We start from the raw sequence: 14252 nt of genomic DNA on the forward strand, positions 1-14252 counted from the left end.
CTTGCTACCCTTTAACGGACACAACGAAGAGGAACAAAGCGTATAATTTTTTGTTACTTTTTGAGGTGAAGTTATGAATCAAGGGGAATCAAGGAGCTATGATAAGGAATTCAAGCTGAATGCGGTAAAGCTGTATCACAGCACTGGTAAAACGCTCTGTCAATTGAGCGAGGAATTGGGAGTTCCCAAGAGTACATTGGCAGGGTGGGTCCATCAGCATAACAAGGATGGTGCAGAGGCTTTCCCGGGCAAAGGATACCTGAAAGCGTCTGATGCTGAGCTCAGTCAATTGCGGAAAGAATTGGCGATAGCACGCGAAGAGAGGGATATCCTAAAAAAAGCCTTGGGCATCTTCTCAGTGGCCCGCAAGTAAAATACCAGTTTATGCAAAAGCATGCTGGGGAATTCAGCGTAGAGAGGATGTCCAACGTGTTAGGTGTATCCCGCAGTGGCTATTATCAGTTTATCAAGGCTGAGCCATCCAAGCGCTATTGTGAGGATGAGCGTTTAATATCTGAAATTAAAGAGGTTTATACCATAAGCAACCAAATTTACGGTAGCCCACGTATCCATGCTGAGTTACGAGCTAGAGGTGAGCGCTGTTCACGCAAACGGGTTTGTCGGCTAATGAAAGCAGCCCATATTGCGGCTAAGATGAAAAAACGATTTAAGGTAACCACAATAGTCGATCCAAAGGCCGCAGTGGCGCCTAATTTACTCAAGCAGAAGTTCACAGCCACTCGCCCTGATCAATACTGGGCAGCAGATATTACCTATATTCCGACCCAAGAGGGATGGTTGTATGTTGCTATCGTACTGGACCTGTTCTCTCGTAGTATCGTGGGGATGGATATGCAAGCTCACATGACCACCGAGTTAGTAGCCGCAGCATTACGCCAGGCAATAACACGGAGGAAGCCTGCTGCAGGTCTCATCCACCACTCCGACCGAGGCAGCCAGTATACCAGCAAAGGATTCAAGGCTGTATCGGCGCATCACCAGATAACGCTTAGCATGAGTAGTACGGGCAATTGTTATGACAATGCAGTAGCAGAGAGTTTTTTCCATACCTTAAAAACAGAGCACACCCACTTTGAACGTTTTGAGAGCAGAGAACAAGCCAAATTGAGCATTTTTGAATACGTAGAAGTGTTTTATAACCGACAGAGACGGCACTCAACGCTAGGCTATCTGTCTCCTGTAAATTTTGAAAAAAATTGGTTATCCCAGGTCGCTTAAGGTTTCTCTTCTCTGTGTCTAAAAAAAGGTGGCAAGATCAGAATCGCTGTTCGAATCAAATCGGAATCAGTGTTCGGATATGATCGGAACCAGCAGCTGGATTATAACCATAAAAGAAACTAACTTATTTATAAAATAATTTAAAAAGTTTTATATTCTGGGGTAGGTGTTTTTTGTGGTGTATGAAGACAAACAACAGTAAAACCCACTTGGATTTTACGTAAAATATCGGTTGATCTAGTTTTAGGCTGCTTTTTCTGAAGCAAAAAAATGTTGGCATTCTATTAAAATTAATAGTTAAATAATACTGATTGGTTAATAGATAGTTAGTCATTTTGTGTTGCTAGGCAATGCTGGGAATAAACAGCGTCGCTAGATCTGTCAGTAATAGCTTTATTTTTAAGGGATAAAAAAATAAGCGCTTCCGGACTTCGAACATTCTCCGCTCTCTCGTTTTGGAGAATATCGGCCCTCAGAGAGCAAAATAGGGGGTCTCCTTCCCCCAGTTTGGGTGAGATGCTTGCTTGCCGGCCAGTAGAGCAGCGTGTTGATTTGATAGGTTAAGAGTGAGGCCACTAATGCAAACCTATGGAGATATAAGCGCTTAGCTAGATGAACTATTGATCTATCTAAATCTGTAGTCTGCCCGCAAAAATTATCAGCACCACTATCTATTATCGTTATCCCGAATCCCACTCGCCTGGCGCACCAAATAAGCTTTTAGGGGGGGCAATCGGTCAACTGCTTGTAACGCTGCACCCCGCAACCAACACTTTAGCGGAGAGTGGCCAGCAAACAGCTGCTGCACCCCGTGGGTGACTGCCAATAGCTTAGCCGCTTCATATTTACGCTGGCGCTCAAAGCGACGCAACGAGCGATAGCCACCGAACGCTTGATCGCTAGCGGGTAGGCGCTGTAACTCGGTGGCTAATAACGCGACATCGGCTAATCCAAGATTGAGTCCCTGACCGGCGACGGGATGCACGGTATGCGCCGCATCCCCCACCAAGGCGATGCGGTGTCCTGCAAACTGCTGCGCATAGCGCGCAGTTAAAGGAAAACAGCGGCGTTCCCCCACCAGCTGACAATCCCCTAAACGGCGATCACTAGCAGCACTCAGCTGATGGTTGAAACGTCCTGGGCTTTCGTCGGTTAATAAGGTGGCCATCCAGGTGGGGACAGACCACACAATAGAGCAGTGGTGAGGATCGACTAATGGTAGGAGTGCCAAAATACTCTCCTCGTGAAACCATTGGTAGGCCGTCGCCTGGTGTGGCCGCTCTGTCTTAATCGTGGCCACAAGTGCCTGCTGTGGATAGTCATAAAAAGTCACAGGAATAGCCGCCTGCTGCCGCACCCAGGAGTGCCCGCCATCCGCAGCAATGATCAAACGGGTCGTCAGCACGGCTCCCCGCGCGAGCGTTAAATAGGCCAAACTCTCCTGCCAAACCACTGCTGCTACCTGCTCCGGTGCTAACAGCGTGATGGTGGGCTGCTGCTGATTCTGCTGCCAGAGCGCTTGGCGTAACTGCTGGTTATCAACGATATGCCCTAACTGGGGGAGGTTAACAGCGCGCGCGCTGATAGCCAGCTGCCCCCACCCTACCGCCTGCCAGACCAGTAGTTGCCGGTAGGGGGCCGCGCTGGCTGCTACAGTAGGCCAAACCCCGATCCGCTGCAGTAAGGCCTCACTGGCCCGATTCAGTGCCGAAACTCTCTGCACACCCTGCTCAGCAGGGCTTCCTGGGACAGGCACCTGACGGTCAATGATCGCAATCCGTAACGGAGTGGATTGTGCGATTAATCCCGCCAACGTTAGCCCCACAATGCCACCACCCACGATGATCACCTCAAAATCGGGAGGGGGCCCGTAACCTCTTACCATGCTGGGGTCCCCAATAGCCAGGAGGCCACTCGATTTTTAACGAACGGCGTACTATCAAATAGGTGTAACCCTACCTGACGACTCACCTTCGACAGCGGCTGCTGGCTGCCAAATAGCTGTAATAACCCCTGGGTAAAGCGCACCATCCGCTGTTGATCACCCTGCCGACGTTGCCGGTAGTCGTCCAGTAACTGATAAGTGCCGATAGCTTGCTGCTGGCTCCAAGCGCTGATTAAGCACTCCGCTAATTGCAGGACATCTCGCAGGGCAAGATTAAACCCTTGACCAGCAATCGGATGCAGCGTCTGCGCCGCATTGCCCACAGCTACCCACCGATGACCCACGGGGCGTACAGCGACTTGAGTCGATAACGGGTAACTTTGGCGCCTTTGCAGTTGTGATAATGCCCCTAAACGCCAACCAAATACCTGCTGTACTTGCTGTAAAAAAGCTTGATCGGTCAAAGCTAATAACTGCTGCTGGCGCTCTTGGGGTTGGCACCACACCAGCGCACACTGCTCTACGGTTTTCGGTAATATGGCCAGTGATCCTTCCCGAGTAAAGCGTTCAAAAGCCCGTCCCCGATGCGGCTCCTCTGTCGATAGGGTGGCAATGATGGCGTGCTGATGATGATCCCAGCAGTGATAGCGTAGTGCCAACTGCTGGGATAGGGGTGAACGACTGCCAGCGGCGATGACCAATAGTTGGCCAGATAATACCTCTCCTGGTTGCAACTGGACCAAGACCTGATCGGCCTGTGGGGTCACGCTAACCACTTCTGCTGGCGCATACACCGTGACCCCTGCTGCTGTTGTTAACAAGCGAGCTAACTGTTGACGTAACGTCTGGATGGCGACGACCTGTCCTAATGCGGGCAGTCGATACGCTTCCGCCCGTAAGGTGGCTAAAGCACTGCAATGAGTTTCTGAGATCTGAATAGAGCGGATCGCGGTGGCCTTCGCGGCCACAAGCGGCCACAAGCCCAACTGAGCGAGCTGCTGACAGCTGTGATGCGCCAAAGCGATGGCACGATCATCCTCTGCTGGCGTTTGCCGTGCTGGAGGCAGTGCTTCGATGACAGCGGTGGTGATCGATCCTTGAGCGTGTTGACTCAGTGCCAACGCTAGGCAAGCGCCTGCCAAACCGCCGCCAACAATAATGACCTGGTACATTAAGTCAACGTGTAGCGGCTGCGCATCAAAGCTTCAATCTCTGAGCGCTGTCTGGGCAGTCCAGGGGTCAATAACTCGTAACCCTCAGGGGTGATCAGCACCTCATCTTCAATGCGGATCCCCATGCCCTGATAGTCGCTAGCCACTGCAGCATCGGGATCAATATAGAGACCCGGTTCTACGGTCAAGACCATCCCCGGTTCTAGCAGCCGATCCTGGGCTAATGCCTGGTAACTGCCCACATCATGCACATCCAAACCGAGCCAATGCCCTAGGTTATGACAATAAAATTCACGGTAGGCTTGGTTGGCGATTAACGCGCTACTCTCGCCTTGCAACAGCCCTAAGCGTACCAAACCGGGCACCAATACCTCGATAGCAGCCTGGTTGGCCTGCCCTAAGGTCCGCCCGGGCGCCAGCTGCTGCAGCGCCACTTGCTGCATCTGCAAAACGAGATCGTAGAGGGCGCCCTGCTGGCGGGTAAAGTGGCCATTAATAGGAAAAGTACGGGTCACATCACTGGCGTACCCTTGATAGCTACAACCTGCATCGATCAACACTAAATCCCCTGCCTGGAGCAGCGCCCGATTATCGCTATAGTGCAGAATACAACCGTGATGACCACTGCCGACAATCGTATTATAAGCGGGATAGCGTGCCCCTTGTCGGGTAAACTCATGCTGGATCTCCGCCTCTAGATGATACTCAAACAGCCCTGGACGACACTGCTGCATAGCACGACGGTGGGCGTCTACCGTAATTTTGGCAGCACAGCGCAGTCGATCAAGCTCCGCGGCTGATTTAAAAAGCCGCATCTCGTGTAGCCAAGGTTGCCAATCGGTGAGTGTTACCGGGGCACGCCACTGTGGCGCTTTACCCTGGCGCAAGCGCTCTAGGGCCATCAATACCAGTTGATCAGCAGACGTATAACGACCTTGAGCGTGATAGAGGGTGCTTAACTGGTTGAGTAACGCCACTAACTGGGTGCTGACTGTGTCGTAGGAGAAAGCTTGGTCGATCCCTAACTGGGCCGGCGCTGCCTCCGGTCCTAATCGACGACCCTCCCACTTTTCAGCCAGGGGATCCCGGGGACGATTAAACAGCACGCTGCTGCCAACCCCCTGAGTGTTTTTAATCAAGACGAGCAGGGCTTGGGGTTCATTAAAACCACTTAAGTACCAAAAATCGCTATCTTGATGAAAGCTATGCTGGGTATCACGACTACGGATCTGCTCATGGGCTGAAAAAAACAGGGCGGCACTGGCCGGCACCATCTGCGCCAACACCCGCTGACGCCGTTGCTGAAATTCTGATTGCATACTGTATACGCTTTCCTAGGATTCACTGCACTATCGTATCGGCTAGAGTGGTCGATAGGAAGCCTCTTTTTCTATAAAAAAGTAGGAACTCACTCCGGGATCCTGAATTGGGATTACTGTTACCGAAACGGCTGTCGGATAATTTCCAGTGGATTAGTGAACCCAAAACGGGATAGGTAGAACAGACCAACAACAATAATAATAATAAATAAAACAAAAAAGTTTCTAGATAACTTCTTTTTCAATCGCTCTTCTCCAAAGGGATCAGTAAAATCACATTTGCCACAGGTTTTAGCGGTAACATTAATCATATTCCCGCAATCCACACACGCTTTCAACTTTTTTGCCATTTTATATATGGGCTCTGAATGATATTTTTATTGCTTGCTATGGTGATAATACAAATACAGCAATCCTATGGGGGAGATGAAAATTGCAAAACTCCAGCATAGCAGCATGGTGAAAATTTTCACTATTAGCATAAAAATTGCATTAACGAAAAATACATTGTCGCCCATAATAAAGTCAACAATGCTTTCGTAAACAAATCTTGAATATGGATATAAGGTGGTATTAACTGCAAATAACAGGTACACGGAAATGGGCGTTGAATTTTTCCCAGGAATATCCATAAATATAATAAACGCTGGGAAAATCAATCCAAAAATGAATTGTCTAAAATAGTACTCTTTTGACAATCCACCCAATGTCTTTTGTACTATCGGATGCATTATAACCTCCTTTTTTAAAGGATTTCAGTTTGCCATACTCATGGGATTTTGCCAAGTATGATACACTCAATCGCCGCAAAGGCTCTTTATAAGAACATTCGTTCTTGTTGCGTGTCGTAGCACGCTTCCCCCTACAGGCTATAGAATGCCCATTAGCCCATGAAGTAAGCACTATCCCCTACAGACTTCATCATCCAGGATAGCTGGGTGACTAGCCACCATCCTTGTCGCAGCGCTGAAAGCATGTCAGAATGGGCGGCAGTTAAAGTTCGGCGCTTAGGAGTTTGATCATCCATTCCAGTTTACGATTGATTTAAAACAGCTTCTGCCGGGCCTGTCAGAAGCCCGTTGAGTGCGCTCTACAGGCCCCATCGAGGAGTCATTGTGATACCCGTCATTGCTTTAGTGGGACGCCCGAATGTGGGCAAATCGACCTTGTTCAATGCCTTAACACGCTCTCGAGATGCCCTGGTGGCTGATTTCCCTGGCTTGACCCGGGATCGGCTCTATGGCACTGCCTCGTGCTGTGAACAGCCTTTGATTCTCATTGATACCGGTGGGCTGGATGATCCAGCAACACAGGCGGAAGGGCTATCCGATCACATGGAGAGACAGGCCTTCAAAGCGGTGGAGGAAGCCGATGCTATCCTGTTTTTGGTGGATGGCCGCTGTGGATTGACCGAGAGTGATAGTCGCATTGCACAGCAATTGCGGCTGCAAAAAAAACCCATTGTCGTGGCGGTCAACAAGATAGAGGGCATCGATGAGCATATCGCGGTTGCTGATTTTTACCGATTAGGGTTGGGCGATAACCTGATCCCCATCGCTGCAGCACATCATCAAGGCATCGGGGCCTTAATGCAATCGCTCATCGCTGTGCTCAAAGCTCAAGTCTCGAACAGCGCGTCGCCTGATCAGACCACCGAACCCACTATCAACTCCCAGCCTATGGAGCAGTCCGATCCCGAGGCGCTTACCGACACCAAACAGAGCACACCCCGTCCTCCCAGAGGCTCCCCACAGTATCCCATTAAGGTCGCTATCGTGGGACGGCCTAATGTGGGGAAATCTTTGCTGACCAACCGTATCTTAGGGGAAGAGCGCGTCGTGGTCTATGATCTTCCTGGAACCACACGAGATAGCGTCACCATTCCCCTGCAGCGACAGGGATGCCATTATGCCATTATCGACACAGCCGGCTTACGCCGCCGGGCTAGAGTGCATGAAAAGATAGAAAAATTCTCGATTGTGAAGACACTGCAGTCCATTGAACAAGCTCAGGTGGTCCTCATGGTGTTGGATGCTCAGCAGGGGATCAGTGATCAAGATCTGTCATTATTAGGTTTTGTCATAGAGCAGGGTCGCGCCTTGGTTCTGGTCGTTAACAAATGGGATGGTCTCGATCAAGCGGCTAAACTGCAAGTTCAACAGACTTTAGAACGGCGTTTAGCTTTTATCAATTTCGCGCGGATCCATTTTATCTCTGCCTTGAAGAATCAGGGGATTGCTAAACTCTTTACGTCAATTACTGAAGCCTATCAGAGTGCTACCCGGCCCATTGGTACGGGGGTTATTAACCGCATTTTGCAGGCCGCCCAAACAGAACATCTCCCCCCCTTAGTACGAGGACGTCGGGTGAAACTCAAGTTTGCCCATCTAGGTGGCCATAACCCCCCGATTATTGTGATCCATGGCAATCAACTCAATGAGCTCCCCGAAGCCTATCGTCGTTATTTGATGAACCGCTACCGACAAGCCCTGAATATCAGGGGGACCCCTATCGTCTTGCAATTTAAAACGAGTGACAACCCTTACGCTGATCGGCGTAACCCCCTGACGCCCACTCAGCAGCGTCAACGCCAGCGCGTCATACAGCACCGCAAAAAACAGCAGCGCTAGCTAGGTTCTCAACTGCTGGGCAAAGTCTAACATCCGATTAAGGGGCAGCAAGGCCCGTTCTCGCACTGCCGGATCAAGGTGGATGGCATGGGCATCTCGATCGCCCTCTAAAGCATCCACCAGTGCCGGCAGGCTATTCAACGCCATCCAAGGGCACTGGGCACAACTACGACAGGTCGCTCCCGCCCCGGCTGTCGGCGCTGCTAGCAAGGTTTTTTCCGGACAGGCCTGCTGCATTTTATAGAAGATCCCCTGATCAGTCGCCACAATCAGGGTACGCTGTGGCAGTTGTTGGGCGGCTTTAATCAGCTGGCTGGTGGATCCGACGACATCTGCCTGAGCGATGACGGCGGCTGGCGACTCCGGATGGACTAATACTGCGCCCTCTGGGTAGAGTCGTTTCATCTGCTGGAGTGCCCGTCCTTTAAATTCATCATGCACAATACACACCCCCTGCCAGGAGAGTAGATCAGCACCGGTTTGCCGCTGGACATAGTCCCCCAGATGGCGATCGGGCGCCCAGAGGATCTTCTCACCTTGGCTATCGAGTTTGTCAATTAATTCTACAGCGATGCTGGAGGTCACCACCCAATCAGCCCGCGCTTTGACGGCAGCTGACGTATTCGCATACACCACCACTGTACGATCGGGGTGTTGGTCGCAAAAATCACTGAAAGCCGTGGCTGGACAGCTCAAATCTAGTGAGCACTCCGCAGCGAGCGTCGGCATCAAGATCTGTTTTTCTGGGCTTAAAATCTTGGCCGTCTCCCCCATGAAACGCACCCCCACGACTAATAAAATCTCTGCCGGGTGTTGGCGTCCAAAGCGGGCCATCTCCAACGAGTCGGCCACACACCCTCCCGTCTCTTCAGCTAAGGCTTGCAACGCTGGATCAGTATAATAATGGGCCACCATCACTGCATTGTGCTGCTCCAATAACTGTTTGACCTTAGCACGATACGCTGGCTGCTGTTGTGCAGTGAGACGTTCTGGTTTGGCAGGTATTGCATAGGGGCGATCAAGGTAGATCGGCATGGGGATCTCTTCAGTCAACCATGAAAAATAGTCAAGGGCGCCAGTCTACAACCGAGCGCGGAGCCAGTCTACAGCCTTTACAACACCGGGTGCCGATGATTGCTGCTTGCCGTGAAATCAGCCAGTGCCCTCTTTATGGAGGGGATAGAACCCCCTCACCGTCAGGCGTGCTCGAAAGCTCCCAGTCGGATCGCTGGATCCGATACAAGAGATGTCGAGATAATCGATGATCACTCGGGAACTTAGGATGCGCAAAATCGCCCTGGTGATCCCGCTGCATCCCAATCTGCTGCATCACCCGCAAAGAGCGCTGATTCTCGGGTATGGTGAAGGCGACAATCTCCTGCAGCGATAGCTTCGTAAAGCCATAGGCTAGGGCGGTTTTAGCCCCCTCCGTTGCATAACCCTGCCCCCAATGCGCTGCAGATAACCGCCAACCTATTTCAACACAAGGGGTAAAGGGGGCCTCAAAAGCAGGAGTAGAGAGTCCGATAAACCCTATCAGCACGCCGCTCTGTTTAAGCGCCACCGCCCAGAGCCCAAAACCCCGCTGCTCAATGCAGTGGTTAATTCTTTGGATCATCGCCCTGGTTTCCGCGGGTGTAAGCCGTTTGGGCAGGTGTTCCATGACCTGGGGATCTTGATTGATCAGCGTCAAAGGCGCCCCATCGTCTGCTCTCCAGTGCCGCAAAATCAATCTTGCAGTTTCAATGATGATCATGATGAAGACTCCCCCTGACGGCCAGGATTAGGGGCCCTTTTTTTGCCACACATCCCGTAACTCAATCGTCCGATTAAACACCAGTGCCGACTGCTCAGTGGCGTGCTGATCACGACAAAAGTAACCCAGCCGTTCAAATTGATAGGGCTGCTCAGGAGAGGCTTGCTGTAAGGCCAGCTCAACAAATCCTTGGCACTGTTTTAAGGAGTCTGGATTGATGGTCGTTAACCACGCTTCTTCTGCGGCAGGATTGGCCACCGTAAACAGACGATCATACAAATTAAAGGTGGCAGGCACTGCTTGGGCGGCGGCGACCCAGTGGATCACGCCCCGCGCTTTGCCCTCTGCAGGGTTCTGTCCTAAAGTCTCTGGATCATAATGACAGTAGACGGCACTGATCTCCCCATTCGCCGCCTTCTCAACCCGATGGGCGGTGATCACATAGGCATGGCGCAAGCGCACCCGCCCGCCCAACACTAAGCGCTTATAGTGCTTGTCAGCGCTCTCCTGAAAATCTGTGCGCTCAATATAGAGCTCACGCCCAAAAGGGACCTGCCGTTCTCCTAAGGCGCTTTGCTGGGGATGGTTAGCAATTGAGAGGATCTCTTGGTGAGCCAGCGGTAGATTCTCAATAATCAGTTTTAAGGGATCTAAGACCGCCATCGCTCGGGGGGCGTGCTGGTTTAAGTGGTCACGGACACAGGACTCTAATAGGCTTAGCTCGACTAGATTCTCCTGTTTTGTCACGCCAATCCGACTACAAAAATCACGCAGGGCTGCAGCCGGGTAGCCGCGCCGCCTGAGTCCCGACAGGGTGGGCATTCGGGGATCATCCCAACCGGTGACCACCTGCTCCAAGACCAATTGCTGCAATTTGCGCTTGGAAAGCACCGTATACGCGACATTCAAACGTGAGAACTCATACTGCCGTGGGCGATGAGCGATAGTCAGGTGGTCGAGGATCCAATCATATAAGCGCCGATTATCCTGAAATTCCAACGTGCACAGCGAATGGGTGATCTGCTCTAAAGCATCGCAAATAGGATGGGCAAAATCGTACATAGGGTAGATAGGCCAGCACTCTCCAGTCTGATGATGTGTGGCCTGTTTGATCCGGTAGAGCACCGGATCACGCAATACCATAAAAGGAGAGGCCATATCAATGCGGGCCCGTAAGCAAGCGCTGCCCTCTGCAAATTCGCCAGCCCGCATCTGTTCAAATAACCTTAAATTCTCCGCCCGAGGACGATCACGATAGGGGCTGTTTTTGCCAGCTTCTGTCAAGGTTCCCCGATAGTGGCGGATAGCTTCTGGCGTCAGCTCATCAACATAGGCTACTCCTTGGTTGATTAACGCCACGGCATAGTGATAGAGTGCCTCAAAATGGTCTGAGGCATAGTGGACTGGACCAGACCACTGAAACCCTAACCAGCGTACATCGTCTTGAATAGACGCCACATAGATCGGCTCCTCGTTGACTGGATTGGTATCATCAAACCGCAGATTACAGCTGCCCTGATAGGCTTTAGCCAAGCCAAAGTTTAAACAGATCGATTTGGCATGACCTAGATGTAAATAGCCATTCGGCTCTGGAGGAAAACGGGTGTGCACCGTGCTGCAGCGCTGGGCTGCCAAATCCTCCTCAATGATCTGCTGAATAAAATGGGTGGGCGTGGGTTGGAGTAGGCTCATTGGCCACAATTCCTTGCTGACGAGGCTCAAAGGAGCCATCTTCTTACAAGTATTATACTTTTAGCAACCCCCAATTCACCTAAAAAAGAAAAGTAGCGGCCAATCACCCCGCTGTCCAACCACTTTCCCTAAAAAAATCGTATAAAAAACCCCTCAACCAGTGAGGGGTTCAGCCATTACTGTCAAGAATTACAAGGCTGTTAATGATCCTTTCATCCTATAGATTCGATAATAATATCAGTATTTAACACCTGAGAAAAATCAGGCATTAAGTTTTTTAAGTTGTTTTGCCTGCTGTTCAGCAAAAGTGTATATTTCAAGCATAATCTCTCTTAAACGAGCATTAGTTTCTTTTTGTTTTTTATCAAAGATCTCTCCCAATAACTTGTTAAGTGCTCTATAAAAATGAAATGCAATGAGTTATGCTAAAGATATGAATTTTCACTCTGCATGCTGTTGCCCAATGAAATTGTCCATAAAATTGACAGAAACTGAGCGCTTTACATTACAACAACTATCTTTAAACCATCATTATAGAGAGACCAGGATGCGAGGAGCTGGACTGTTACTACTAGCCAAGGGACTCAAACCGGTTGAAGTTTCCAAGGAGCTTTTGGTTAGTTTTCGAGCGGTGTATAACTGGATCCATAGGTGGCGCCGAGCAGGTATTTGTGGCCTGCTTTGTCAATATAACGGCGGCCGACCACGAGCGCTGTCGCCAGAAATGGTTGCCAGTGCTGTCGACGCTGCATGCTCGGAATCATTGAGTTTAGCAGGCATAGCCAAACGAGTGGAAGCTGAACATGGTGCCTTACCTTGCACGCTAGAAACACTCGCTTCGGCGCTTAAAGAGCAAGGGCTCTCCTATAAAAGATCACGTTATTCACTTAAAAAAAACGTGATGAAGCCTGTTACATTGCAAAATCAGCTGTACTCTCAAGGCTCAAATTGCTCTCCCGTGAAGACAACAAATATCGTTTGATCTATTTTGATGAAAGTGGTTTTTCCTCTACCCCTCCTGTTCAGAATGGTTGGGGACCTAGAGGGCAGCCGCATCGGGTAGAACCAAAACCACACTGCAGACGTTCGGTACTGGGGGCTTTAGATTTTTCAGCTAACACCTTGTCCCATAAGATTATTGAGCAAAATGTGACAAGAAAAGAGGTCGTTGACTTTTTAGAGGATATTGCCCAGAAGGGTGAGCAACGCTATACCTTTGTGGTATTAGATAATGCCAGTATTCATCATGGCATTGAGCAAGAGACATTGAAACGGTGGTTCGTGGAGAACAATATGGTACTTCTTTATCTTCCCGCTTATAGTCCAGAGCTTAATTTGATTGAGATAGTTTGGAAACAAGCTAAGTATCATTGGCGCCGCTTGGTAACCTGGAGTAAACAAACTATCAATACAGAAATTAACCGCTTGTTGAGCTCTTATGGCAATATTTTTGCAGTTAATTTTTCGCGATAACTTATTAGGCATCTTTGATTGATATTCTTGATGTAAATTAACAAGGTCTTTAAATTGACGCTCACTCTCGTTCTTTAAGTGAGTTAATGCCTGCACCACTGCACCCTCTACTGTTTCTTGTAGCTTACCATCTAGTTTTTCAATGAATGCTGTCTGTTGATCTACAGCATTCGACCATAGCGGGTCACTATTATTGATGATTTTTTGTTGTAGAGAAATTATTTTTTCATTTTTTAATAGCGCCAATGATTTAATTTTATCTGCTATATCAGACAGGCTTGTTTCTTTATCTTTCCATAACAAATTAAACTCTTTTTTAATTAATCTGGCTTCCAGATTATATTTAGAAAGCTGGGAATTTAAATCATTGGAATATTTTTGAGCCTCGACAATTTTCCCTTTAACTTCATCAGCTGCCACATAGATCTGATTAGCAAAAAGTTTACTTTCTTGCTGTGAATTTATAGTTAATTTGGGTAATTCAAATAATTTATCGAGTACTTTTGATAAGGTTTCCTTAGCCTCTAAAATAGTTGTCTTCTCATTCTGAATCTTAGGGACCAGGCTGTTCAAATGGCTCAGAACATCCTGACTAGACTGCTCTTTTGCTACAGTATCGACCTCTTTTTTTAACGGTTCAATCGCTTGATAAGATTGTTCTATAACTGTTTTTAAAGAGGAAATAGTTGAGACTATCGCTGCACTCTCTGGCTGAGAAAGTGCTGGAAGCAGATAGGTTATTTTATCAACAATCTCATGACTCTCTTTGACTACTTTAGTAGAAGTTCCCAAGGCCATAGCAGCCTGGATAGACAAAACAGCAATCGATTGAGCATATTGATCAACCGATTTTTTGATAGGGGCTGCTGACTTCATCAATGGGTTAATTTTTTGATTCTCTTGCTCGGGAATCATCGGTACGGGAATAGCGCCTAAGGAGAGAGTTTGCTTGGGTAAATTTGACAACAATGATGCAAATTTTTCATAGAGTCCTGAAAATTTTTCATAAGCAGTATTGATATCATCAACACCTGTTTTCGCTACCTTATTGATCTCATTAGTTAGCTGACTGGTATCAAAAGAGAG

Annotated in this window: 12 protein-coding genes; 5 read left to right on the top strand and 7 right to left on the bottom strand. The window is 49.1% G+C overall.

What is annotated here, in order from left to right; all coding sequences use genetic code 11:
• Positions 1-73 precede the first annotated feature (73 nt).
• Both NL324_RS07240 and NL324_RS07245 read left to right on the top strand, forming a co-directional pair.
• Complete coding sequence (locus NL324_RS07240; protein ID WP_253305847.1) at positions 74-373, top strand: transposase; 300 nt, start codon at positions 74-76, stop codon at positions 371-373.
• Complete coding sequence (locus NL324_RS07245) at positions 301-1239, top strand: IS3 family transposase (protein WP_253307079.1); 939 nt, start codon at positions 301-303, stop codon at positions 1237-1239. The genes NL324_RS07240 and NL324_RS07245 overlap by 73 nt, the downstream gene beginning before the upstream one ends.
• A 667-nt stretch (positions 1240-1906) precedes the next feature.
• On the opposite strand, the gene NL324_RS07250 is transcribed toward NL324_RS07245, so the two are convergent.
• From NL324_RS07250 to NL324_RS07265, 4 genes are all read right to left on the bottom strand, one after another.
• Positions 1907-3124 carry an FAD-dependent monooxygenase gene (locus tag NL324_RS07250; protein ID WP_253306912.1) on the bottom strand — a complete coding sequence of 406 codons (1218 nt, stop codon included), beginning with the start codon at positions 3122-3124 and terminating at the stop codon, positions 1907-1909.
• Positions 3118-4296 (bottom strand): 2-octaprenyl-6-methoxyphenyl hydroxylase, encoded by a 1179-nt coding sequence (ubiH, locus tag NL324_RS07255; RefSeq protein ID WP_253306913.1) that lies wholly within the window; start codon positions 4294-4296, stop codon positions 3118-3120. The genes NL324_RS07250 and ubiH overlap by 7 nt, the downstream gene beginning before the upstream one ends.
• Complete coding sequence (gene pepP, locus NL324_RS07260) at positions 4296-5615, bottom strand: Xaa-Pro aminopeptidase (RefSeq protein ID WP_253306914.1); 1320 nt, start codon at positions 5613-5615, stop codon at positions 4296-4298. Before pepP ends, ubiH begins: the two co-directional genes overlap by 1 nt.
• Positions 5616-5992: 377 nt before the next feature.
• Complete coding sequence (locus NL324_RS07265) at positions 5993-6346, bottom strand: hypothetical protein (RefSeq protein WP_253306915.1); 354 nt, start codon at positions 6344-6346, stop codon at positions 5993-5995.
• Between the two features lie 384 nt (positions 6347-6730).
• Between NL324_RS07265 and der the strand changes: the two genes are divergently transcribed.
• Positions 6731-8245, top strand: a complete 1515-nt coding sequence (gene der, locus NL324_RS07270; RefSeq protein WP_253306916.1) for a ribosome biogenesis GTPase Der — start codon at positions 6731-6733, stop codon at positions 8243-8245.
• Here der and nadA read toward each other — a convergent pair whose 3' ends face one another.
• The 3 genes from nadA to NL324_RS07285 all read right to left on the bottom strand — a co-directional run bounded on the left by nadA (position 8246) and on the right by NL324_RS07285 (position 11693).
• Complete coding sequence (nadA, locus tag NL324_RS07275) at positions 8246-9280, bottom strand: quinolinate synthase NadA (protein WP_253306917.1); 1035 nt, start codon at positions 9278-9280, stop codon at positions 8246-8248. It lies immediately after the preceding gene.
• A gap of 133 nt (positions 9281-9413) precedes the next feature.
• Positions 9414-10001: a GNAT family N-acetyltransferase gene (locus NL324_RS07280; RefSeq protein WP_253306918.1), complete on the bottom strand. Its 588-nt coding sequence runs from the start codon at positions 9999-10001 to the stop codon at positions 9414-9416.
• 27 nt (positions 10002-10028) lie between these two features.
• Positions 10029-11693 carry a glutamine--tRNA ligase/YqeY domain fusion protein gene (locus NL324_RS07285; protein WP_253306919.1) on the bottom strand — a complete coding sequence of 555 codons (1665 nt, stop codon included), beginning with the start codon at positions 11691-11693 and terminating at the stop codon, positions 10029-10031.
• Between the two features lie 463 nt (positions 11694-12156).
• Between NL324_RS07285 and NL324_RS07290 the strand changes: the two genes are divergently transcribed.
• Together NL324_RS07290 and NL324_RS07295 are read left to right on the top strand one after the other, a co-directional pair.
• A complete protein-coding gene (locus NL324_RS07290; protein WP_253305868.1) occupies positions 12157-12675 on the top strand; it encodes a helix-turn-helix domain-containing protein in 519 nt (172 codons plus the stop codon).
• Entirely contained in the window at positions 12642-13166 is a 525-nt protein-coding gene (locus NL324_RS07295) for an IS630 family transposase (RefSeq protein ID WP_301282740.1), read from the top strand. Before NL324_RS07290 ends, NL324_RS07295 begins: the two co-directional genes overlap by 34 nt.
• Positions 13167-14252 lie beyond the last annotated feature (1086 nt).

Origin of the sequence: unidentified bacterial endosymbiont (genome assembly GCF_918320885.1) — a bacterium.
Classification (GTDB): Bacteria; Pseudomonadota; Gammaproteobacteria; order Enterobacterales.

Excerpts from the sequence above, each read along its gene's own strand:
- NL324_RS07240 (WP_253305847.1), top strand. The coding sequence starts at position 74 with ATGAATCAAGGGGAATCAAGGAGCTATGATAAGGAATTCAAGCTGAAT.
- NL324_RS07250 (WP_253306912.1), bottom strand. The coding sequence starts at position 3,124 with ATGGTAAGAGGTTACGGGCCCCCTCCCGATTTTGAGGTGATCATCGTG.
- ubiH (WP_253306913.1), bottom strand. The coding sequence starts at position 4,296 with ATGTACCAGGTCATTATTGTTGGCGGCGGTTTGGCAGGCGCTTGCCTA.
- pepP (WP_253306914.1), bottom strand. The coding sequence starts at position 5,615 with ATGCAATCAGAATTTCAGCAACGGCGTCAGCGGGTGTTGGCGCAGATG.
- NL324_RS07265 (WP_253306915.1), bottom strand. The coding sequence starts at position 6,346 with ATGCATCCGATAGTACAAAAGACATTGGGTGGATTGTCAAAAGAGTAC.
- nadA (WP_253306917.1), bottom strand. The coding sequence starts at position 9,280 with ATGCCGATCTACCTTGATCGCCCCTATGCAATACCTGCCAAACCAGAA.
- NL324_RS07280 (WP_253306918.1), bottom strand. The coding sequence starts at position 10,001 with ATGATCATCATTGAAACTGCAAGATTGATTTTGCGGCACTGGAGAGCA.
- NL324_RS07285 (WP_253306919.1), bottom strand. The coding sequence starts at position 11,693 with ATGAGCCTACTCCAACCCACGCCCACCCATTTTATTCAGCAGATCATT.
- NL324_RS07290 (WP_253305868.1), top strand. The coding sequence starts at position 12,157 with ATGAAATTGTCCATAAAATTGACAGAAACTGAGCGCTTTACATTACAA.